Annotated in this window: 20 protein-coding genes; 2 read left to right on the plus strand and 18 right to left on the minus strand. The window is 51.8% G+C overall.

From position 1 onward, the window contains the following. Positions 1 to 7: 7 nt before the first annotated feature. Entirely contained in the window at positions 8 to 1,078 is a 1,071-nt protein-coding gene (locus Q8Q07_01905) for an IS630 family transposase (protein ID MDP3879046.1), read from the minus strand. Positions 1,079 to 1,425: 347 nt separating this feature from the next. After that, complete coding sequence (locus Q8Q07_01910; GenBank protein MDP3879047.1) at positions 1,426 to 1,617, minus strand: hypothetical protein; 192 nt, start codon at positions 1,615 to 1,617, stop codon at positions 1,426 to 1,428. A gap of 275 nt (positions 1,618 to 1,892) precedes the next feature. Here Q8Q07_01910 and Q8Q07_01915 point away from each other — a divergent pair, with 275 nt between their 5' ends. Continuing rightward, entirely contained in the window at positions 1,893 to 2,402 is a 510-nt protein-coding gene (locus Q8Q07_01915; protein MDP3879048.1) for a nitroreductase family protein, read from the plus strand. 43 nt (positions 2,403 to 2,445) lie between these two features. Here Q8Q07_01915 and Q8Q07_01920 read toward each other — a convergent pair whose 3' ends face one another. From Q8Q07_01920 to Q8Q07_01995, 16 genes are all read right to left on the minus strand, one after another. Continuing rightward, the gene (locus Q8Q07_01920; GenBank protein MDP3879049.1) at positions 2,446 to 3,291 is read right to left on the minus strand and encodes an isocitrate lyase/PEP mutase family protein; all 846 of its coding nucleotides are present in this window, start codon (positions 3,289 to 3,291) and stop codon (positions 2,446 to 2,448) included. A 137-nt stretch (positions 3,292 to 3,428) separates the two neighbouring features. Continuing rightward, positions 3,429 to 3,962: a cysteine hydrolase gene (locus Q8Q07_01925; GenBank protein MDP3879050.1), complete on the minus strand. Its 534-nt coding sequence runs from the start codon at positions 3,960 to 3,962 to the stop codon at positions 3,429 to 3,431. A 96-nt stretch (positions 3,963 to 4,058) separates the two neighbouring features. Beyond that, the gene (locus Q8Q07_01930; protein MDP3879051.1) at positions 4,059 to 4,934 is read right to left on the minus strand and encodes a polysaccharide deacetylase family protein; all 876 of its coding nucleotides are present in this window, start codon (positions 4,932 to 4,934) and stop codon (positions 4,059 to 4,061) included. A gap of 115 nt (positions 4,935 to 5,049) precedes the next feature. Beyond that, positions 5,050 to 5,622, minus strand: coding sequence for a thiamine pyrophosphate-dependent enzyme (locus Q8Q07_01935; protein MDP3879052.1), 573 nt, complete (start codon positions 5,620 to 5,622; stop codon positions 5,050 to 5,052). A gap of 1 nt (position 5,623) precedes the next feature. Further along, on the minus strand, positions 5,624 to 6,121 hold the full coding sequence (locus Q8Q07_01940; GenBank protein ID MDP3879053.1) for a thiamine pyrophosphate-binding protein: 498 nt from the start codon (positions 6,119 to 6,121) through the stop codon (positions 5,624 to 5,626). A gap of 97 nt (positions 6,122 to 6,218) precedes the next feature. Next, positions 6,219 to 7,709 (minus strand): APC family permease, encoded by a 1,491-nt coding sequence (locus Q8Q07_01945; GenBank protein ID MDP3879054.1) that lies wholly within the window; start codon positions 7,707 to 7,709, stop codon positions 6,219 to 6,221. 139 nt (positions 7,710 to 7,848) lie between these two features. Further along, positions 7,849 to 9,084 carry a glycosyltransferase gene (locus Q8Q07_01950; GenBank protein MDP3879055.1) on the minus strand — a complete coding sequence of 412 codons (1,236 nt, stop codon included), beginning with the start codon at positions 9,082 to 9,084 and terminating at the stop codon, positions 7,849 to 7,851. A 60-nt stretch (positions 9,085 to 9,144) separates the two neighbouring features. Beyond that, a complete protein-coding gene (locus Q8Q07_01955; protein ID MDP3879056.1) occupies positions 9,145 to 10,272 on the minus strand; it encodes a site-2 protease family protein in 1,128 nt (375 codons plus the stop codon). A 40-nt stretch (positions 10,273 to 10,312) separates the two neighbouring features. Next, positions 10,313 to 10,780 carry a universal stress protein gene (locus tag Q8Q07_01960; GenBank protein ID MDP3879057.1) on the minus strand — a complete coding sequence of 156 codons (468 nt, stop codon included), beginning with the start codon at positions 10,778 to 10,780 and terminating at the stop codon, positions 10,313 to 10,315. Between the two features lie 113 nt (positions 10,781 to 10,893). Next, positions 10,894 to 11,118, minus strand: a complete 225-nt coding sequence (locus Q8Q07_01965) for a DUF1858 domain-containing protein (GenBank protein ID MDP3879058.1) — start codon at positions 11,116 to 11,118, stop codon at positions 10,894 to 10,896. Continuing rightward, the gene (locus tag Q8Q07_01970; protein MDP3879059.1) at positions 11,105 to 12,328 is read right to left on the minus strand and encodes a DUF438 domain-containing protein; all 1,224 of its coding nucleotides are present in this window, start codon (positions 12,326 to 12,328) and stop codon (positions 11,105 to 11,107) included. The genes Q8Q07_01965 and Q8Q07_01970 overlap by 14 nt, the downstream gene beginning before the upstream one ends. Before the next feature lie 204 nt (positions 12,329 to 12,532). Then, positions 12,533 to 13,507 carry an amidohydrolase family protein gene (locus tag Q8Q07_01975; GenBank protein ID MDP3879060.1) on the minus strand — a complete coding sequence of 325 codons (975 nt, stop codon included), beginning with the start codon at positions 13,505 to 13,507 and terminating at the stop codon, positions 12,533 to 12,535. 181 nt (positions 13,508 to 13,688) lie between these two features. After that, positions 13,689 to 15,548, minus strand: coding sequence for an ABC transporter substrate-binding protein (locus Q8Q07_01980; GenBank protein MDP3879061.1), 1,860 nt, complete (start codon positions 15,546 to 15,548; stop codon positions 13,689 to 13,691). Between the two features lie 202 nt (positions 15,549 to 15,750). Continuing rightward, a complete protein-coding gene (locus tag Q8Q07_01985; protein MDP3879062.1) occupies positions 15,751 to 17,751 on the minus strand; it encodes an aldehyde ferredoxin oxidoreductase N-terminal domain-containing protein in 2,001 nt (666 codons plus the stop codon). Positions 17,752 to 17,957: 206 nt separating this feature from the next. Further along, positions 17,958 to 19,235, minus strand: coding sequence for an FAD-dependent oxidoreductase (locus Q8Q07_01990; protein MDP3879063.1), 1,278 nt, complete (start codon positions 19,233 to 19,235; stop codon positions 17,958 to 17,960). Positions 19,236 to 19,555: 320 nt separating this feature from the next. Further along, positions 19,556 to 19,720: a hypothetical protein gene (locus tag Q8Q07_01995; protein ID MDP3879064.1), complete on the minus strand. Its 165-nt coding sequence runs from the start codon at positions 19,718 to 19,720 to the stop codon at positions 19,556 to 19,558. Positions 19,721 to 19,809: 89 nt separating this feature from the next. Here Q8Q07_01995 and Q8Q07_02000 point away from each other — a divergent pair, with 89 nt between their 5' ends. Continuing rightward, the gene (locus tag Q8Q07_02000; protein MDP3879065.1) at positions 19,810 to 21,147 is read left to right on the plus strand and encodes a radical SAM protein; all 1,338 of its coding nucleotides are present in this window, start codon (positions 19,810 to 19,812) and stop codon (positions 21,145 to 21,147) included. Positions 21,148 to 21,198: the final 51 nt, after the last annotated feature.

The following is a 21,198-nucleotide window of genomic DNA, read 5'->3' on the forward strand; positions in this document are numbered from 1 at the left end:
CTAGTACTCACTTGCATAAATCACTATAGTTATTTTTTAATGAGGATTGGAACACCTGAGTAGCTTTCCACTCGAATGGAGATGCCGTTTCATTGTGAACTTCGGCAAATTCATCAATAGCTTTTCTAACTTGCCGCGGAGAAGTGAAATTGGCTCCTCTTAAAGCCTTTCTCCACAATATACTGAACCAAACTTCTACCTGATTTAGCCAGGAAGCATGAGTTGGGGTATAGAAGAAATGCACATTCTTGTGCCGTTGTAGCCATCGGTCATGCTTAGGTTTATGGGTATTGAGATTATCCAGAACCACAAAAACCTCTTTATCATAACCAGCCACAACATCATTCATGAAATCGAGAAACTCCCGGCGTTTACGATGTTGATAATGCCCCGTCTTTACCAATCCAGTCGCTACTTCCAGTGCAGCAAATAACGTGGTTGTTCCATGTCGTTTATATTCATGACTGAATCCGGTTAACGTCTTGCCATCCGGTAATCTCAACCACCCTTGAGCCCTTTCGAGAGCTTGTATCGCGGGTTTCTCGTCGACAGATAACACTACCGCATTCTCCGGTGGATTCAGATACAATCCGACGATAGCGGCTGCTTTAGGTACGAACTCTGGGTCAGTACTGATACACCAGCTATGCCTGCGGGTTAAGGAAATATTCAACTGGCGGAGAATACGCCAAACTTTATATTCCGATACATCCCTGATCTCTTTAGTTAATAGAGGTCCGGTCCATGTGGCATAACCATAGGGTACTGGTTTATCCAGCGTTTCTAGAATGCGTTTTTCTAATTTTTTATCATCGTATTTTGGAGTGATACCAGGTCGTGAACTATCTGATAGTCCGCTAAGTCGACTCTCTGTAAAACGTTTACGCCATTTACCAACAGTAGTAACTGTAGTATGTAAATCTCGGGCAATATCCTGGTTTTCCTTGCCTTTACCAGCAGCTAATATTATATTGCCGCGGAAAGCTATCCTCTGTTCAGTTTTACCAGACCGTGCCCATGATTCAATGGTCGCCGTTTCTTCCGGTGTTAATTCAATTATTCGTGCTTTTCTACTCATGATGTCATTATACATAACATTAGCTTTCATTGCAAGTAGGTACTAGTCTAGTTTATCTCCACAGGATTTTCAACTGAGCGTTGTCAAGATTACCATCTACTCATGGATAGGAGCTTCCTATGGATTAGACTTTGAATGCCAGTTCAAACGTCCGGGTTCTGCGTATTGGGCAGTTCAATCACTCAACATTTTAAGGATGTGCTTCGCCAAACTGTCGGCGGTTTCGCGGTGTCTCGGAACAGGTTGTGAAACTTTAGTGTTTGGATTCTGATACCAGTCATGTTTGCCGCCGTGGCGTATCAAAACACATCCCATTCTCTCGATTTTCCTGACTAGCTCGGTTCTTTTCATCCGACCACGAGTTCCCCGTATCTGCGGACATGGGGAATCTTCCCGGCGCTGAGGTCTTCATAAATATCCTTGAGGTTCTCTTTGAGTTCATCCAGAGTTTTTCCCTGGCTCCTGTAATCGGGATAGTCTTCAAGCCAGCCTACCCACATATCGTCTTCCTGATAGTATACATATTTAATTGTTTCCATTTTCAACCTGCCTGCCTGTAGAATCCAATCATCTGGAATTATAGCAGATTTTCCCCGAATGAGGATACGCTTAACGCTCATAAACAAAACGCTAATTCAAACATCTTAGTTCTGCGTATTGTACAGTACCGCCCACCACCGCTACCAGCTGGCGGAGTTTTCAAAAATTATCTCTTCACCTGCATCATCCTGGTCGCCGTTACCGCAGGTAAAACTTGAGTTTTACCTCTTGATAATGCTTCAATGTAGTTATCTCAATAATAAAGGAGCAGTAGATGGATTTTTTAGAGTTGGTTGAGAAGCGGTATAGTGTACGGGCTTATAAATCCAATCCGGTAGTAGATGAAAAGTTACAGAAGGTTCTGGAGGCGGCACGTCTGGCGCCAACCGCCTCTAACCGGCAGCCGTTCCGGTTGATTGTGGTTCATACCGCTGGTAGAGAAGCAGATCTCAGCCGCATCTATTCCCGTCCCTGGTTCGTGCAGGCGCCGATAATAATCTGCGCCTGCGGTGTTGCTGAACCGGCCTGGGTCAGGCGGGACGGCCGGAGATATTGCGATGTGGATGTGGCCATAGCCATGGACCACCTGATTCTGGCGGCCACAGACCTCGGGCTCGGCACCTGCTGGGTCGGGGCATTTGATTCGGCAGCCGCCCGGGAGATTATGGGACTCCCTGATGAGGTTGAACCGATTGCATTTACTCCTCTGGGTTATCCGGATGACCAGCCGAAAGAGAAAAAGCGCCAGTCAATTACCGAACTGGTACGCTATGAGCACTGGTAGAAACGGTATGGGCAGGGCGCATCAATAGAGAGTGTTCTAATTGTTATGTAACCTTGTAGCGTTTCTCCATGGCGTATATCTCGGGAAGCCCCAGCATATCGAGCGCCTCATCCAGATTACCGAGCATCTCGGGGGGAACAACGCCGTTCTCTTTCAGCTCCCGGAATGCCCTCTTGACCGCGCCATAGACCACCAGGTTGGTGCCGCCGGTGATCATGATTTTGAATCCCAGCCTGGCAGCCTCCTCAGTGGTGACTGCCAGGTGTTGACCGCCGTTGAAGAGCCGGGGCAGGTCACGCAACTCGCGGGCGTAAATTTCCAGGTCTTCTCTGGACTTGACCCCGTCAACAAAGACAGCATCGGCGCCAGCCTCGTGGTAAGCGCGGCAGCGCCGGATGGTATCTTCCCAGCCATTTATCGCCAGGGCGTCACAGCGGGCGATGATAACAAATTCCTTGTTACGGCGCGCATCCAGGGCTGCCTTCAGCTTCGGTATGTAGTCTTCCATGGGGATTACCTGCTTACCGGCGAAAAAGCCGCACTTCTTGGGGAAGACCTGGTCCTCGATGTGAATAGCCGCTGCCCCCGCCGCCTCATACTCGCGTACCGTGCGCCAGACGTTGATTGGATTACCGTAACCGGTATCAGCATCACAGATGACCGGAACATCTACCGCATTCACAATATAGCGGGCATTCTGTACTATTTCGGTCTGCGTAATCAGTCCGACATCAGGGAAGCCCCGCTCTGCGGCAGTGCCCCATCCGGTCATGTATACCGCCCCAAAACCGACGAGCTGCGCAATCTTGCCGTGATAAGCATTGAGACAAAAAGGGGCAACCACCATTTGACGGTCCATCATCTCTCTTAACTTTGCGGAATTATCCATCTTTCATTATCCTTCTTCTACTAAACTTAACCATTCCCCGAAAATTTCACGTTGAATTACCGGACGACAAATCCATTCCTTGTTACCGGCCGGTTTTCAAATCAACGGTAAATCATCAGCCGTTGCCCTGCCGCTTGTTACCGGCTCTCATCTAACGCCCGGATGAATTCCGGGGAGGTTATGACCGTCGCCTGCCCGAAGGCCGGGAATACCTTCTCCATCAATACCCGGTGTACCTCTTCATCCGGGTCAGCACAACAATCGGAGAGCACTATCTGTCTGTAGTCGATGTCAGCCGCCCAGCGTACCGTGGAGAGGATACAGCCGCCGGTCCTGATTCCCATCAGTACCAGTGTGTCAATACCCTGGGCTTTCAACCTGGCGTCAAGGTCTGTGGTTGAAAACGGCCCCACGCGGCTCTTGGTCAGCACTACTTCTCCGGGGTGAGGGGTTACCGCCTGGTGAATTTCAGTCTCCGGTGTTCTCTCTCCCCGCCGCACTTCCACATAGATGACGGGAATGCCAATCTGCCGGGCTTTATCGAGGACTTTATTAGCTCTGGACAGTAGTTCCTTCTGGAAATCATCAGAGAAATTGCTCAGCTGCCGGTACTGGTAGTCCATGATGAGCAGCGCTGTTTTACTGCGGTTAATTGCTAATTGTGTTGCCATAACCGTGACCCTCCTTCTCGTTTTTTGTCAGTGGCGAATGGCTAATTATTTGTCCCGGCCCCGGAAATGTCAAGCACTTCCGGGATTAACCTGTTTTCAGGTTAGTTTCATGCCCAGGTAGTTCTCATAATACCAGTCAGCTATCTCCCGTGCGGTGGCGAACCAGACATCACCGTAGCCCTTGATGTATTGCAGTGCCTTGTCCAGATAGCCAATCCGGAAAGGTTGTCCAATGAGAAAAGGGTGCAAGGCGATGCACATGATGCGGGACTGCCCGGCCCCATCCCGATACAGGGTATCAAACTGGTCTTTAATCATTTCCCCGAACTGCTGGTGGGTTACATTCCGGCGGAAGGCAGCCCGGTCATTAATGTCCTGGGCGTAAGGCATCGAGATGAGGCTCCCCTCCTTTACCTTCATCGGAAAAGGCTGGTCGTCACAGCACCAGTCGCAGAGATATTTTACGCCGTTCTCAGCCAGGATGTCAGGGGTATTGAAGGTCTCCTGCAGTGCCGGGCCCAGCCAGCCTACAGGACGCTGCTGTACCGCCCGGGTGATCGTGTCCAGGGTGGTGGCAATAACTTGCCTTTCTTCAGCTTCACTGAGACCACCCAGGGGGCGGGAATTGCTGGTGCCGTGTCCCAGAAACTCCCAGCCGCGCTTTTTACACTCCTCGATGACAACCGGATAGCGACTGCAGACATCCGAGTTGAGCAATACCGAGGCCTTGATATTGTGTTTGTCCAGCGTTTCCATGAGCCTCCAGATACCAACCCGGTTGCCGTAGTCCCGTACCGAGTAGTCCATGACATTGGGCGCGCCTGCCTGATAGGGTCTGTCACCGAAGTCGGTCGTACCAATATCAAAGTGCTCAATATTGACCCCCACCCAGACCGCCACCCGTGCCCGGTCAGGCAACTTGAAGGGTTCTCTCCTGATGAGGGGGGAATAGTCATAGCGAAGGTTCTCCATCTTTATCCTCCTCTCCGGTAGTGACTGGTCAACAAATGCGGGTGGTGAGCGCCAGCCTGTAGATTGCAGGGTCAGGCAGGCGGACTCTACCCTGCTTTATCTCTGATATTAATGGTTATGGAGAAGGACGTTGTACCGCTTCCCTGAAGCGGGGGATAGCTCTGGCGGTGTTCAGAAACGGATAGGGCGGCCTCTCCGCCAGTGGCGGGACTTTCAGGCAGACGAAGGTGGGCCCGGCCTGATTCAGTACGGTTTCAATGTTATCTTCCAGACTAGCCAGATCGTCGAATTCGTGTACGCTGTTATACCCCGCCTCCCGCGCCAGTCCTATGAAACTGAATTTGCCGGCGCCGGGGATAGTCTGACCTCCGGTAGTACGATAGATACTGTTCTCAAATAAGAAATGCACCAGATTGGGGGGCGCCATATTGGCAATAGTTACCAGACTGCCCAGGTTCATCAGCAAACTGCCGTCACTATCCAGGACGAAGACTCTCCTGCCGGGCTGGGCCAGAGCCAGTCCCAGACCCAGAGACGAGGCCTTGCCCATTCCGTCGATTAACGGCAGGTCGAGGTCCAGGCTGGTGGATACCTGTGGCCATTCCCGGCTGGGAGTCATGGTAGTGATGACAATCGCCTTATTCCGGTAGCGGGAGATTACTCTCTGCGCTTCAAGACTGTCCAGCATGCTAACGGTACTCCCTGGCAATGAGGACGGCCACCGGCTTGCTGGTCTCCTGGGCTTCCCGGTAAGCTGTTGAGATATATTCCACGTCCTCGTCGGTCACCATCAAATAGTGCTTGATACTCCAGGCATCCAGCGTAGGTTCCAGCAAGATACCCGCGCAATCGGTCATCGGCATGTTGCGCCGCCAGCCCCGATAGCCGATAAGTAATAGCAGAGGGATTTTCAGGTCCAGGGCCAGACTGGCCACCGAATCCCCGGATTCAAAGAGACCGCTGTTCTGATGGAGCACCACTGGTCTCTTTCCCCCTAAAACAAGTCCGGCCGCGATGGCTATTGCCTCGCCCTCGCGGCATACCGGGATCAGGGTGATTTCCTGCTGGTCCATCATCGCTTCGTACATGAAGCGAGCTTCGCTATCAGGGAGCCAGACAATGTGGGTGATGCCACATTTCCTGAATTCATCGAAGACTCTGCTGGCAGTAAGCGACCCGGTGGTCATTGCTGGACTTCCTTTATCTTTGATGAGTGAGTTTAACATCTACCTGGAAGTGCGTCAAATATCGATTTAGACTCTCCAGCATCTTCTCCAGAGGGCTTCAGGATTTCCGGTTACTCCCGGCTCTGGATGGCGGTGGGGAGTAATGAGTGAGCGGGATTCTCTTCCAGCGCCGGTACAGGTAATAGATGATGAAGCCAATTACCATCCAGATAAGGCCCATCCAGCGACTGTATGGGTGAATGATGATAACTACCGCCCATATCGTTGTTGTGGCTATCAAACCAAGTATTGCCGAGAGCGGAAACTCGCGTCCTTTGATTTCAATATTGAAGCGTAGCTTGAATGGTCTGGGCAACTCCGGCTTCCTGGCCCTCAAGCTAAGAATTGCCGCGTGGGCCAGACTGAAAGTTAACAGGGAACCGAATACGTACAGTGCCCCCAGATCGGTGAAAAAGTTGGGATTGACCAGCCCGGGAGCCAGTACCAGGATAGATAGTAGGCAGAACAAAATGATGGTCATGGAAGGCGTTCTAAAGCGGCGGTGCACCCGGCCCAGAAATGCTGGAAATTGCCGGTGTGATGTCAGGTTGAAACCAAGCCGGGAGATACTCATCAAACCGGTATTGGTCGCCATAAGTAAAATAGTGGCAGCCAGCACTGCGATCAGAGGGGCAAATAGCGATCGCAGCGTGCTTGAAGGAAGGCTGGCGACAATACCCGCCACCGGATCTCTGGCCCAACCATTCACCGGGTCACCCAGCAACTGCGGAGTCATAGCGGACAAAGCGACTATTGAAATCCCGGCAAAGAGGACAAGAACAGCCGCTACCATCAGCGTATACGTCTGCGGCATTCTCTTTTGAGGCTGACGCGTTTCTTCTCCGTGCTGGGATACTGATTCAACACCGGTAAAGCACAGAGCCGCCAGGGCAATGCCGAAGACGAGATTCTGGGCAGTCGGCCAGTTACCCTGGCTAAACATGTTCTGGAACAGGACTTCAGGGTGTGGCCCCAGTATGAGGATAGCACCCAGGATTACCAGGGTAAGCTGCGTAACTATATCCAACACGGTGAACGTTATATTCATGACTGATGATTCTCTGATACCAAGCACGTTTATGACCATGAGAAAAAGGATGATTCCCATCGATACCATAGTGCCGGTTGCAGGTTCGCTGAGCGCGGGCCAGAAATAGGCAAGATACGGAGGAATAGTATAGGCTGCGATGGCCATGGTAATTATGTAACTCAACATCAGCGCCCACCCGGCGAAAAAACCGACGAAGTCATTGAACCCATGGCGAGCATAGCTGGTTGAGCCACCCCCCTCGGGAAGCATGGCCGAGCCTTCCGCGTAAGTAAGAGCGTTAAAAACGTAAATGATACCGGCTATCGCCAGTGCAATGGGGGTAGCCCCCAGGGCAACAACCGCAACGACGCCTAAACCGTAGTAGATAGATGAACCTACATCCCCATACCCGATGCTGAAAAGAGCCGGGACCCCGAGTACCCTCCGGAGACGGCCCAGCATTATTCGCCGGGGACGGAAAAGCTGGTTTCCCGGTTTCGGCTGCCATGTTTCTTTCATGCTATGCCTGTTCGTACTTCATATCAGATAAATCAATCCGGCGGACAAAGGCATACGTTTTGCCCGGCAACCATCTCAGGCGGTTAACATCCTACTGACCAGATTTAGCGTGATGGCCTGCGATTAATCTACGGACAATCTATTCCCGGTAAGGTCTAACCTTGTCCGACAGGCGGAAGACAGGTTCAAAGGAACTAAAGAGGTCCAGGTACTGTTCCAGGTAACGAGTCAGCAGAAAGTGCTGTCTCACTTTCTCCCGAGCTTTTTGTCCCATCTGCTGTCTGAGGTCAGGGTCCCGGAGCAGTTGGACGATTCTATGCGCTGCTTCTTCAATAGAGGACACCAGGAAACCGTTAACTTTGTCCTCAATCTGATAACGGATCCCTCCGGTATTCCCTCCGATGACAGCCGTTCCTTTCCACATCGCCTCAGCGACGGTTAAGCCGAACCCTTCCCTGATGGACTTCTGCAGCACCACGGCTGCCCGCCGCTGGAGAGCGTTTACCAGCGCTCCATCCTGGCGGCTCAGAATGATGATACGGTCCTCACGGGAATCGAGCAGGGAATCGTACACTTCTTCACCTTCAGGGTCATCGGTGGCTACATTACCCAGCAGCACCAGGGTGCAATCTACCTCTTTTCTCGCCATTTTGAAGGCCCGGATGACGCCTTCCGGGTCCTTCCAGCGGTCAAAGCGGGAAATCTGGACTACCAGAGGCAGATCAGTGGGAATATGGTAATGGTTCAGGCGGTTGTCTATCTCCTCTTCGGTTAGAGGTTTATTGGTGATGGCAAAAGGGTCTATCGCCGGCATGAAGAAGAGCTGGGGAGTTTCCAGCTTTTGTTTGTACTCCCTCAGGCTAAGAATAGCGGCATCATATTTCTCAATGAAAGGTACCAGGTAGTCCCACAGTTCCGGGTTAGGACTGGTCAGGTCAACGTGACAGCGCCATATCCAGGGGGAATTCTTCCGGTAGTGCTTTATCAGAGGCAGCGGCTGGGGGTCATGCACTATGATTATGTCATGGTCCAGGTGGTTCTGGATTGAGTTATCATAGACCACATCTTCATATATCTGCTTCTTTATTTGACTCAGGTTAATTTCACCGCCCTGAAGGGCATTATGCATCTTTTTGGTTACGGAAAAGAAATCCGGCGGCCCGTGGATGGTACGCCAGCCGGTCTTGATACCGAGACTATTCATCAGCAGGGTCAGGGGCGCCAGTAGCTGCGCGACCCCGCCGCCGTAATAGGTCGAGTTGATATTGGTTACGTGCAAACCCCGGAGCACTTCAGCTTTCTGCCTGATACGCACTATTGCTTCAGAGCCGACAAACGGAATATAATCTTCAATCTGTACCGTTCGCGGGGGCATAAAATCTCCTCTCTGCATTCCGCGTAAACACAGGATGGCTCTATTCTGTGACGCGGGTTTCTAGACTTTGCGTTGCATGCCCAGTTCTTGATTGAGCTGCAGATGCCTGATGATATCAGACCGGCTGAGTAACCCGGCGCATCGTCCTTGTTGATTAATCAGTACCTGATTAATATCGTGTTGGGCAATAAGCTTCATTGCAGTATTCAGGTTATCTTCAGGAGATACCATGTAGAGTGGATCACGGGTCATTATTTGTTCTACCGGCGTTTCCGCCCACTTATCGCGGGGTAGTTCTTTGACATCGGTTATGGTGACAATGCCCAGCAGCTTGCCGTCCCGGCAGACTGGAACAGAGCGACCGTGGTTCTTACGAAAGATATTCCAGACAACATCTTCGACCCTGGTTTCCGGGGCGATGGTCTCCTGATCGGGGGTCATCAACTCCTTCACCTTGATGCCACTCAGGTGTTCACGCAGGGTAATCTCTCTATAACTGTTATCGGCGGCACTGCTGATAAACCAGCCGATGAAGGCAATCCACAGGCCTCCCAGGAAATCCCCGGCCAGTAAACGAAGCACGCCGAAGGCAATCAGCCCCCAGCCAAAGAAACGCCCTACCGTAGCCGCGATGTTGGTAGCCTGGATGAGGTTGCCGGTAGCGCCCCAGAGAATAGAACGAAGTACTCGCCCGCCATCCAGCGGGAAGCCGGGTAAAATGTTAAAGATGGCCAGAATCAGGTTAATCAGGGACAGATAACTGAGCATTGCTGCCAGAGGACCGTCCTGGTCTCCGGCTACCTGGGTTAACCCCCAGAAAATACCGGCCAGAGCCAGGCTGGTTAGAGGCCCCACTATGGCCATGGCAAACTCGATCCTGGGCTTTTCCGGCTCTTCTTCCAGGTTACTGACGCCACCAAAAATGAAAAGGGTGATGCTATTGACGGACATACCTCTGGCCCGCGCCACTAAAGAGTGGGCCATCTCATGCAGCAGAACCGAGACAAAGAGAAGAAGGGCGGCCAGAATGCCCGTTATCCAGTAAGTAACCGTATCCCACCCCGGGTATGCCTGCGGAAAGAAACCCTGCGCCAGTGACCAGCTGATCAGGACAAAAATAAATATCCAGGTATAGTGAAGTCCGATATCAATGCCGGCAATGCGGAACAGGCGAAAAGAACTCTTCATGGATTTCTCCCTTTAACAATGCTATTCTCCAGCGCCGGAGTTACGTCTCCATTTTTCTTGGTTTTATTATCAGAACCGGTAAGCCTGATTGTCTAAGCACGTGGTCAGCGACACTGCCGAAAATAACACGTCCCAGACCACTGTGCCCGTGTGTGGCCAGAGCGATGAGGTTAATATTTTCCTTCTGCGCGTAGTTAATGATAGTCTCACCGGCCTGTCCCTGCAAGACGACACAGGTTACATCCAGTCCTTTCTCCTGCAACGACTTGGCTATTTTCTCCAGGTAGACTCTGGCCTCGGTCTCCAGCCTCTGAGCTTCTTCCCGTATCAGGTCGGCGCCTACTACGGACGCTTCAGATGCCTCCGCAGCCGCGATATTGCTGGATATGGAGAACGCTTGAAGGAGTATTACTTTGCTATTAAAGTGCGTTGCCTGTTCTATCGCGTAGGGTAGAATCTGTTCAGCAAGATTGGAACCGTCCAGGCAAACCAGAATTTTATCAAACATTTTGCTAAGCCTCCCTGAATAATCGCTTATTGGATTATAGCACAAACCGCGTCAATAATACCCCGCGCATACGGCTCCAGTTGATTTATTTTTGCCTGGGCCCCGGCTCAACGCTATTTGGTGATCTTGAATCCCTTCTCTTCCAGTTGCCTGATAACCTCGGACAGGTCTTTACCCTGTTTCTGGCAGCCCTGCGGTATAGTGGTAACCCTGCCCAGTGTGTTTCGGGCGATACTATTAGCTACGCCCAGGAAGCCCAGTTCTTTAAGGGTACTGATAAGCTCCGGATAGGCTTCGGTCAGTTCATAAACGCTTTTATTGAGATCAATCTCTTTCATCGAGTAGTTTCTTCTCCCCCTCCAGAGATTTGATGCCACTGACGTCCTGCGTAACTTCCAGAGTCCCCACGTACTGTCCCTTATTGTCCCTGATGGCAAAATACCTTATGTAGACCAATTTGCCCTGGAGGTTCATCCAGAAATCATAAACATCCTTCTTTCCTTCCTTGAATGCGGTGAGTATCTTCTCCACGACGTCTACACTCTGCGGCGGGTGGCAGTTCTGCACCTTCCGCCCGATGATGGCCCTGGTGCGGCGAAAAATCCGGTCTTTGCCTTCCGAGAAATAGCGAACGGTATCCTCCCGGTCGACAAAGGTCAGGTCTACCGGCAGGACATTGAGGAGAGGCATTAGTTCATCCAGCCTTATTGTCCCGGTCGGCAATGAAATGGTGTTGTCCTGAAATATAACTTCTTCAAGTAACGCCGCCTGGAGTTTGTTCACCAGGACAGACGTTTCCTCCGGTTTCTGGATAAAAACATAGCCGATGTCATCGCTCTCTCTCAGTATCTCCACCCAATCAGTGGCATCAAGTTTTTCCAGTGAGGTCGGGAACAGGATGTTTTCCTCCTTAAAAATCATTCCCAGGACTTCTTCAATAAGCGGATCAAGCGCCCGGTTACGGTACTCATTTAGGTCTTCCGCACTGGCAATATCGTCGATTTCGCTTAAGGCTGTCTTCATCAGGTCCCTGATTTCATTATCTTTACCCCACATCACTTTTGAAGGGCCCATAAAGCCCTGTCTTTCCAGGAACGGAAAAAGGAGCTGCTCTTTTCTTTCGTAGTGAAGCTCGATTCCCCGCAGCTGCTCCAGCAGCCCTTTCAGCTTCCTGATTAAAGCGGATAGGTCGTAGCCTTCTTTTTGCTCGGCGGCTGCTTTGAGCGAGTTAATCAGCTTTTCAATTTCCCGGTTTTCCAGCTTGAAAAGATAGACCGGATGGGAGGGGAACGTTTCATCAGCCGGGGATTTCTCCAAGGCGGATTGAAAGATCAGGGCATGGACATTGCAGAACTTTTTTATCTCTTCCGGCGATAGGCCGTCATTGATGAGGGACTGCTCTATCTCGGCAATCTCGGTGGAGGTGACGTTGCCTATTTCTTTTTCAAACCTGTTCTTGGCTTCCTCAGCGGATAAACCCCGGTGAAGCTGAAGGATGATGTCCTTCATTACTTCTTTTCTGGATTCCCTGGCAGCGGACTCAGTCATATCTTACCTCCGGTACTAGCAGTAGCTATCTTCGAAAAGTATATTGCTACTGAGTAAGCGGGTCAAGTTCAAGAGGAAAATTGTGTTAGCAAAATAAGCGCTTTACTCTGGCGGCGGAGGGAAGCCAGGGTATGTGTTGCTGGCAGTCTTGCGAAAACCTTAAGGTAGTTTGGGGGCTGCGCATATGCAGCCCCCTTTCTTACGCTAAGTGCCGACGCGGCGGCTGAGGGCAAGGGCGTTGCCACCCAGTATCCCGGACTTTATCTCCGCGGGTAGATCCATGGACTGGACTGTATTCAGGGTATGCTCTACACCCGTTTCAAGGCCGTAGGGAACATCAGTGCCGAATATCAGATGGTTGCCGCCAACACGCTTGTAGGCCAGCATCAGCGAATCGGTATCGGTAAGCGCCGTATCATAGTAGAGCTGCTTCAGGTATTCAGTAGGCGGCGCACTGATATGGTCATGGCTGGGCGGACGGTTGCCCATATAGGGCATGTTGATACGCCACCAGATGTAGGGGATTGTCCCTCCGGCGTGGCTGAGGATGAAAGAGACGTCAGGACACTGCGCCAGGACTCCTGTATAGGCCATGCGGATGAAGGCGAGCGAGGTATCATAAGGGAAGCCCAGTATCATAAACATGAAATATTCCCGCAACGCCTCGTCCGAAGCCCTGGGCGCAATAGGGTGGACGTGCACAACCGTTTTCAATTTATTGGCTTCCTCAAAGAATGGCCGGAATTCGGGCGCATCGAGTGGTTTCCCATCATAGTTAGACTGCAGGCAAATGCCGTGAAGACCAAGGTCTTTGAGCGCCCGCTTCATCTCATCAATGGCCGCATCGCCATGGGCCAGAGGAATATCGGCGAAGGCCATGTATTTGCCAGGGTAGCGCTGGCAAACAGCTGCAAGATAATCATTAGCCGTCCGTGCCACGGTAAGAACATGCGGAGATGACTGCGGAAGCTCTTTCACCCCGACGTAATACGGCGGCGTCCGGAAAGAGAACCACAGAACGTCTACGCCCTTCTTTTGGGCGATTTCCAGTTGTTCCTCCTCCGTGAGCATTCTTTCACGTTTGAAAATATCAGGTATCGGGATGGCAGCGCCAATCGCCTTGGCCAGGTTCGGGCTGATTACATGATAATGGGCATCAATAACCTTATTATCTGGCATCTCAATCTCCTTCGTTGATGGATTTGAATTGATATTGCATGATACCGCCGTGATACCTGGTTGTCAACCCTGAGTTAGCTGCTGCCCGGGCTTTTCTCCAGGGTATAGCATTACTGCAAAAGGGGTTGGAGGTTATAACCTCCAACCCCTTCTTCCTGTTTTCTATCTCCCGGTACAGGTATCAGTAGCCCATTGACTGCTTTAGTTCACGGTCAAGCCAGATGTACTGGGTAAAGCCAAAACGGTCAGTAGCGCCGAACATGTCTTCGCCGCTGTAACCCCTGACCCAGGGCCACCAGACGGTATAGCTCAGCGGTGATGGCATGGGTATGTAGTACGCCTGTTCAATCATGCGGGGAACAAGCTTGCCGAACTCTGGATAAGCTTTGCTATCGTCAATCATGAAGTATTTGGCAAACTCGATGATTCCCTTGTTAATCTCGGGGTCGTCGACCATGCTGGAGTTGCTCAGGTCGTCAATCCGCCATTCATGCCAGGAATAGGGAGCGGCCATGCTGTCCCAGAAGCCTTCCGTATGAGTCCTGTTTTTCTCGATAGAGGTGTAAACGCCCTTCTCTTTCACCGCCAGTTCCACGTCGACACCAATCTGGGCCATATAGAACTTGAACAGGGACGCCAGGTCGACATCGGCTTCCATCAGGATCACCTCCATCTTGAAGCCATTGGGGTAGCCGGCTTCAGCTAGGAGCTGTTTCGCTTTGTTCGGGTTGTAGGTGTAAAGCTCGCGGGCTGATGCGGGTAGCTCATCGAAGGGGATACTTGCCCCGAGGGATATCCACATCGGGTCGGCATCGACCGGATAGTTGTAGATATCAGCCTCTCCTCCGTAGTAATCCTTCCTTATCGTCTCACGGTCGACGGCCATAAACATTGCCTGCCTGACACTGACGTCATACCATGGTAGGTCCGGGTTGTCCCCTCTGAGACCTACCATGGGAGCGCGCTGGTGAGCGCCGTTATACTTCATGCCGGGGTTGCCCTGCAACAGGCTCACCGCTTCTTCACGCAACAGACCGGCCCGTTCACCGAGGTGGTCGAGCTTGCCGGTGCGTAGCGCCGCCATCTGGGTTGAGCGGTCCGGGATGTAAAGCCATCTCAGGGTATCGATATAGGGTATCTGGTTGCCCTTGCCCGGGCCGACGGGGTCTGGCTGCCAGTAGGTGGGGTTCCTGACGAAGGTAGTGCTGACTCCATCAACGTAATCGGTAATCATAAACGGGCCAGTGCCGACATGGTTCCGCGCGTCATTCATATTGAAATTGCGGGCGACCTCTGGAGGGTATATGTTCATGGATTGCGCCGTCCATTTGAAGAGAGAACCCAGACCGGCGGGCTGGGCCTTGATTTCCACCGTCCACTTGTCCAGGGCCTTGATGGATAATGGCTGCTCCTCGGCGGTAAGTCTGGCCGCAGCGTAGGGTTTGCTCACATAGCCGCCGTCATCTTCAGGTAACCAGCCGAAGCCTCGCAGAAAAGCATACTCGGCGTCATAAGCGTCGGCTTCACGGCCGCCAGCAAGACGGCTGGACTCGCTCAGCGGGTTCAGCCCGTAGTGATTGCCCTTACGGATGTGGTAAACAATGGTATCGTCGCCGACTATGTCCCAGCTCTCGGCGAAGGCGCCAATCATGTGGAGTGCCGAAACAATAATGGTGACGCCCTCAACTTCGCCCGCGCCGTAACCACCGGCCTTGCCCAGTGCCCAGTCCGCCATCATCATCGCTTCAGCGACCTGGGCGTAGTGTTGGGGAGTGGAGCGGCCGCGCAGGGCGTCATCAAAGGCTTTCTGTTCTATCTTCCACATGGTAAACGTCCCGCCGTACTGGGGTACGTCTGATGTCGTCGGCGTGGTTGGTGCTGTCGGTGCGGTTGGGGTTATCGGTGTTATCGGGACTATGGGGGTTGTCGGTGTGGTGGGTGTAGTGGGTGTGGTTGGAGCGGTCGGCGTCGTCGGTGCTGCGGGGCCGCAGGCGGCCAGCAACATGGCTAACGCTAACAGGCAACTAATTCCAAGCCACATACCTTTCCTCTTCATCCAGTTTCCTCCTTTATATTATATAAAGATTACTCAACCAGCTCATTTGACTGACCTCTCAGGATATTAATTAATCCTTTTGCCATCTTCTGCCGGTTTGCTGAAGCTGGTGTGCATTCCCAACTCTTTATAGTTTATGTTTATCGCTTTGTCAAGTCTACGCACATCTTTCTTATTACAGTCTTTACTAAGAGAGTCCGGGCGAGGCGGTGACCGGATCGCGCGACACGCTTAAGATTCTCCTTTGCTCCAGTTCCTGTAACACGTCATCCAGTCCCACCTCCTCCAGCGCTTCCCTGGTAGGTATGCCATCCTGGTTCCACCTCTTCAGTTCATACCATTTATCGAGCCATTTATTGAACAGATCGCGGTCCAATTTGGCTTTACCGGTTCTCGGGTCTTTCTGGAAATGCTTTTCAGGCATACTATCATCTTTTCTCCTGATGCCGGTTCTGACATCATAAGAGCGTACCTGCCTGATTATTCGTCTGGCTACCCTTGTTGCCTTAGCCTCGTCAATATCCATTCCGGTAGCGGCCGATATGAGACTGGCAATCAAGGGTCGACTGCTTATCGGTGGCGACGGGTGGTGCCCTACCCAGTAGTAGCAGAGTCCGGTAGCATCCGCCAGCGCGAATGTCTCTTCGTTATGAGAGATAAATAATAATGTTCCCTCATAATCAGCCTCAATGAGATTGCTCTCCGGCAACAGGTACTTCTTGAATTCTTCCGGGAAATGGTAGTACTCTGATTCCAGATAAGCTGCTTTTTCCTCGGGGGTATGGACCTCAGCCCGCTCCCAGAAGGTCTCGGCGTTAGAGCCGATAAGCTTCTCGCCGCCGCCGCCGTCAGCGATAGCTGTGGTTATACTGCCGGGGCCGGACTCGCCGCCGCCTTCTCTGCGCTGGACCAGGTCCAGTTTCTTCACGTGGCGGGCAAACTCTTCAGCGCCTCTGCCTATCCGCCGGGCGGCACGGTAAACGCCATCAGCCAGCGCATCACCAATGCCCTCGCGGCGGGCAATCTTGTCAATCAGCCAGAGAGCTGATTTTTCATCACCGAACTCCAGGTGCATCCCTCCGGTATCTTTCCCGGTCAGTATCCCTTTTTCATAGAGCTTGATTGCCAGCGCGATTTGCGCCGTAATCGATTTGCTGTCCAGACCATATAATTCGCACTGGTGATAAAACCTTAAAGCGAAGTCAATATCAAGTATTCTGGTAGCGCGCAGACCAGCCACCCAGGAAGAGCACTTTATAAAGGAATACTCGCCATCAGGCTGGGCATAGGCGCGGAGGCAGCGCTGCCCGCAGTTATAGCAGGCAACCCTTTTATCCGTTTTTGTGTCCATGAAGTTCTGGGCTACCTCGCCAATATGGTCTATTTGATACTGAAGCTCAGGCGGGTATGCCCCCCCAGTGATGCCGTAGTCTACTCCCTTGGCGTATCCTTTAACACGGCCGTACCCGAAATTGTCATAAATCTGGTGCCTGACACGCTCGGTGCGGTTGAGGATTGGCTGGCACAGTTCGATGAGTCTGTCAGGATCGGCGACGTTAACGTCTTTGGTGCCATGAACGGCGATAGCCTTCAACATCTTGTCACCCATGATGGCGCCCGCTCCGCCCCGGCTGGCGCTGGAACCGTTGCCGTGTTCGATGGTAGACGTGTAGACCTTATTCTCACCGGCGAGGCCGATACACAGGACTTCCACCTCTTCGTTTTTCAATTCTTCACGGATGAGTCTTTGGGTTTCTCGGGTGTTTTTTCCCCAGAGATGCCTGGCATCACGCAGTTCCACCCGGTCATCATCTATCCACAGGTACACCGGCGTGGATGACTTTCCGGATAGCTTTATCGTATTGTAGCCGGCAAACTTAAGCCTGGCTCCAAAATTGCCACCGATATTGGAATACGAGTGTATTTCAGTCACCGGCGACTTGAAGGTAACGGTAGTGCGGTTAGCGCTGGGCACAATAGTCCCAACCAGAGCACCCGCGCTGATTACCAGTAAATTTTCAGCGGAAAAGGGTTCAACTTCAGGAGGCACTCTCTCCCATAATGTCCTGACATTGGTACCTTTACCTCCGAGGAAAGCTTCATATAGCTTGCGGTCTGCCGCTTCTTTGACGATGGTGGCGTTAGACAGGTCAACTTCTAAATCAGCTTCAGCCCAACCGTACAACATTTCAATCTCCTCCTGGTGGGTTAGCGTAATTTGCTTGTTAAGGGTCCCGTACTATTATATTAAGTCTGTGATATGGCTCTGTCAAGGAAAGCGCCGTGGTTTCAAGGGTGATTTGTGGCTGGACGGGAACGTCTCTAACGCAGTTGGCGGGCTATTAAAAAATAGCCCGCCAACCTCTATACCTTGATAGTATCCAGTCTGCCTGTTTACACCAGCTTTTTGGAGAATATTCCGGTTAGACCCAGCTTCCCGATATTATCAGTGTACATCTTTTTAGCCTGAGTGGCTTCCAGTTCCTGCTCCTCGGCGGTTAATCTAAGGCCACCCCTGCTCTTGGGATCGTTTTGCTTTTCCAGGCTGAAGGCCATGGCTCTGCCGATAGCAGTGGTTACGGGTAGTTCAAGGGCTGGCATTCCGGCTGCCTTGCGTACCGCGTTGTGGCCAGCCAGCGCGCCGGAGATATAAGCTGCCGAGATGCTGCCAAATTTCGCCTTTTCACCGGCAACGAATAAGTTGTCCACGCCCTCGGCCTTTAGAGCCAGGTCCTTGGGTGAAATCGCCATGTACCTGATAGCATTACCAATCCAGCCGACATGCGGTTCAGCAATCATGGCGTTTTCCATGCCGGCTATCTTCTCCAGTTCTTCCCGCGGCAGCCAGGGCATTCTCCTGATATTAACGTAGCCGCAATAGTTTATTTCCAGTTCCCTGGCCATCTCCGGCGTTACGCCCATACCTACCATTGTCATCCGCATTCTCTGGTATACCGCTTCGACATATTCCGGCGGCGTCTCTAACTGTATCTCACCTTCTGTTTCCAACTTCTTCTGAAGATCAGGGGAGAGCGACTCTTTAATCAGGGTAACCGCGGAACTGTATATCCCGGGTGTACCATCCGCCCTCTGCCCGACGAACTCTTTGACGCCAGCCTTAGCGGCAATGCTAACCCTGCCACCAAACAAATAGCAGTTCATTATACAGGCGGCACAGCCCTGCCCGTATTTTTCACACATCGGTATCGGTCCGGCTCCCCCTGTAGCGTCGACCACGGCATCAGCCTCCAGCACCGTGCCGTCCTTAAGCTTTATCGCCTTAATGCTCCGGCCGGACATCTCAACGTCTGAGCCGAGACCTCGTAAGATTATCTTTACGCCCAGTCCCCGCAGGACCTTGTCTACCGCCTTTCCAATCTTGCGGGTGTCATACAGGGTAAGCATGCGCGGGTCTTTTAGCTTCAGATTTTCAAATCGGGAAAAAATTGCCACCGAGTCCAGAGCATCCAGCATATCTCCCGCTCCCATGGCAACAAGTTCCACCTCGCCGGGAACGGCGGAACCCCGCCGGTAAGACCCGGCCAGCTGGCCCATACCTGTAAGCGTATCCGTCTTTTCGACCAGTGTTACATCCGCTCCGGCCCGTGCCGCTGCCGCAGCCGCACCGCAACCGGCAAACCCCGCACCCACCACGACTATTTTTTTGGACATTTTTTCAACCCTCCTCTTCTGGTAGTTATTACCCGGAAAATTCTTTTTACAAAGGAACAGACGAACCATTTTCACAAAGAAAGACGGATTTTGTCAAGTTGGTGTACTCGTTCATATGACCCTGCCCATCTGTTTACCGGCGTAATTTTATGCTAGACTACCCACCGTAAATCATGTTGATAAAAGAATTCGACCGTCAGTTAAATAACCTGATTCAAAAGGGATATCCCGATGCGGCAAGTCTACCAAGGCAGAGGTTCTTGAATTATATCGATCCCCTCAGGGAGAAAATAAGTGAAATCGTGGTACCTGAAGTAGATTTAGAAGAAGATGCCCATCATGGCTAAAACTATGAGCCAGTCAAGATAATAGAGCCGGGGTTTACCAACTGTTGCGGCAGAAAGGGAGGGATTGCCTGACCCGTTTCCTCCAAAGGAGCAGGCAGTTTCAATTATCGTGCTTAACCTATTCGATATTATTGCCACCCGGAACTACCATCCTTTCTCAGGAATTTGACGTTATACCTCCAGACATTCTAGAATTTCTTTAGTGACTACTATGAGGGGAGGGGTCGGTGAAAATACTTCTTATAATGCCTCGCGGAGCGCTCTACCGATACGAAAAGGGTATCTTTAAGAGACCTATCCGCTATGCTCCATTGACTTTAACCACACTGGCAGCGTTGATCCCGCCGGAGATCGAAGCCGAAGTGGAGATCATCGATGAGGGGGTGGAAACCCTGCCCGGCGAGATCAAAGCTGATCTGGTTGGGATAACGGCTATTACCGGGACGGCGATGCGTGCCTACACACTGGCCGATCATATCCGGCAAAAAGGCATCCCGGTGGTGCTGGGTGGTGTCCATGCCACCCTGATGCCCCAAGAAGCCGCATTCCACGCCGATGCCGTCGTTACCGGTTTTGCGGAAGAAAGCTGGCCGCAGTTGCTCCGTGATTTCATCCGTGGCAGGATGGGCAAGCTCTATACCCAGTCCCCGGCTCTCTCAATGAGCGATTTGCCATTCCCCCGCAGGGAGCTTCTCAGAGGTAAGAATTATATAACCGTCAATACCGTGCAGGCTACGCGTGGGTGTATTAATCATTGTGATTTCTGTGTCGTGCCTGTCGCCTGGGGTAGAAGGATGTACCTCCGTCCCGTCAGAGATGTCATCTCGGAACTGGAACAGATTGAAAGCCGTAATGTCCTTTTCGTAGACGTGAGCCCTATTGAGGACCGGCAATACGCCAAAGACCTCTACCGCGCCATGATACCGCTCAAGAAACGCTGGCTCAGTCCTTCCACCATCCGCATGGCGGATGACCCCGAGCTGCTGGATTTAGCCGCTAAAAGCGGCTGCAAAGGTCTCTTGATAGGCTTCGAGTCAGTCTCTCAGTCCACTCTAAAAGGTATGGGGAAGGGTTTCAATTACGCCGAAAAATACAAGACCCAGATTAAGAAGCTGCACAACCGTGGAATCTCTATCCAGGCATGCTTCGTTTTCGGTTTTGACACCGATGACAAGACGGTTTTTGAAAAGACGGTGGAGATGGTCAATAAACTGAACCTGGACCTTCCCCGCTTTACGGCTTACACCCCGTTCCCGGGTACGCCCATCCACGAGAAATTAAAGAAGGAAAACCGCATTATCGAGACCAACTGGTCGATGTATGATGCTCAGCACGTTGTCTTCCGACCCAAGCTCATGTCCCCCGGGGAGCTACAGGAGGGATTATATTGGACCTGGAAACAATGCTATACCGCCGGCTCGATATTCAAGCGGCTGGCAGGCTCGCGCTGTATATTACCCGTCTCAATCCCCGCGAATATCGCTTATCGTTTTTACGCGCGAAATCTCTTAAAATATGATGAAAGCAAAATGCAGGACAATTCGCTAATCGAGACCATCGCATAGCTTTCCTGATAACAGATTCAACATGCTGATGTCGGTTGTCATTTCCGCCAG

Source organism: Dehalococcoidales bacterium, assembly GCA_030698765.1.
Taxonomy (GTDB): domain Bacteria; phylum Chloroflexota; class Dehalococcoidia; order Dehalococcoidales; family UBA2162; genus JAUYMF01.

What these genes read in the sequence shown, in the direction of transcription:
- Q8Q07_01905 (MDP3879046.1), bottom strand. Translation starts at nt 1,078, where the DNA reads ATGAGTAGAAAAGCACGAATAATTGAATTAACACCGGAAGAAACGGCG.
- Q8Q07_01910 (MDP3879047.1), bottom strand. Translation starts at nt 1,617, where the DNA reads ATGGAAACAATTAAATATGTATACTATCAGGAAGACGATATGTGGGTA.
- Q8Q07_01915 (MDP3879048.1), top strand. Translation starts at nt 1,893, where the DNA reads ATGGATTTTTTAGAGTTGGTTGAGAAGCGGTATAGTGTACGGGCTTAT.
- Q8Q07_01920 (MDP3879049.1), bottom strand. Translation starts at nt 3,291, where the DNA reads ATGGATAATTCCGCAAAGTTAAGAGAGATGATGGACCGTCAAATGGTG.
- Q8Q07_01925 (MDP3879050.1), bottom strand. Translation starts at nt 3,962, where the DNA reads ATGGCAACACAATTAGCAATTAACCGCAGTAAAACAGCGCTGCTCATC.
- Q8Q07_01930 (MDP3879051.1), bottom strand. Translation starts at nt 4,934, where the DNA reads ATGGAGAACCTTCGCTATGACTATTCCCCCCTCATCAGGAGAGAACCC.
- Q8Q07_01935 (MDP3879052.1), bottom strand. Translation starts at nt 5,622, where the DNA reads ATGCTGGACAGTCTTGAAGCGCAGAGAGTAATCTCCCGCTACCGGAAT.
- Q8Q07_01940 (MDP3879053.1), bottom strand. Translation starts at nt 6,121, where the DNA reads ATGACCACCGGGTCGCTTACTGCCAGCAGAGTCTTCGATGAATTCAGG.
- Q8Q07_01945 (MDP3879054.1), bottom strand. Translation starts at nt 7,709, where the DNA reads ATGAAAGAAACATGGCAGCCGAAACCGGGAAACCAGCTTTTCCGTCCC.
- Q8Q07_01950 (MDP3879055.1), bottom strand. Translation starts at nt 9,084, where the DNA reads ATGCCCCCGCGAACGGTACAGATTGAAGATTATATTCCGTTTGTCGGC.
- Q8Q07_01955 (MDP3879056.1), bottom strand. Translation starts at nt 10,272, where the DNA reads ATGAAGAGTTCTTTTCGCCTGTTCCGCATTGCCGGCATTGATATCGGA.
- Q8Q07_01960 (MDP3879057.1), bottom strand. Translation starts at nt 10,780, where the DNA reads ATGTTTGATAAAATTCTGGTTTGCCTGGACGGTTCCAATCTTGCTGAA.
- Q8Q07_01965 (MDP3879058.1), bottom strand. Translation starts at nt 11,118, where the DNA reads ATGAAAGAGATTGATCTCAATAAAAGCGTTTATGAACTGACCGAAGCC.
- Q8Q07_01970 (MDP3879059.1), bottom strand. Translation starts at nt 12,328, where the DNA reads ATGACTGAGTCCGCTGCCAGGGAATCCAGAAAAGAAGTAATGAAGGAC.
- Q8Q07_01975 (MDP3879060.1), bottom strand. Translation starts at nt 13,507, where the DNA reads ATGCCAGATAATAAGGTTATTGATGCCCATTATCATGTAATCAGCCCG.
- Q8Q07_01980 (MDP3879061.1), bottom strand. Translation starts at nt 15,548, where the DNA reads ATGTGGCTTGGAATTAGTTGCCTGTTAGCGTTAGCCATGTTGCTGGCC.
- Q8Q07_01985 (MDP3879062.1), bottom strand. Translation starts at nt 17,751, where the DNA reads ATGTTGTACGGTTGGGCTGAAGCTGATTTAGAAGTTGACCTGTCTAAC.
- Q8Q07_01990 (MDP3879063.1), bottom strand. Translation starts at nt 19,235, where the DNA reads ATGTCCAAAAAAATAGTCGTGGTGGGTGCGGGGTTTGCCGGTTGCGGT.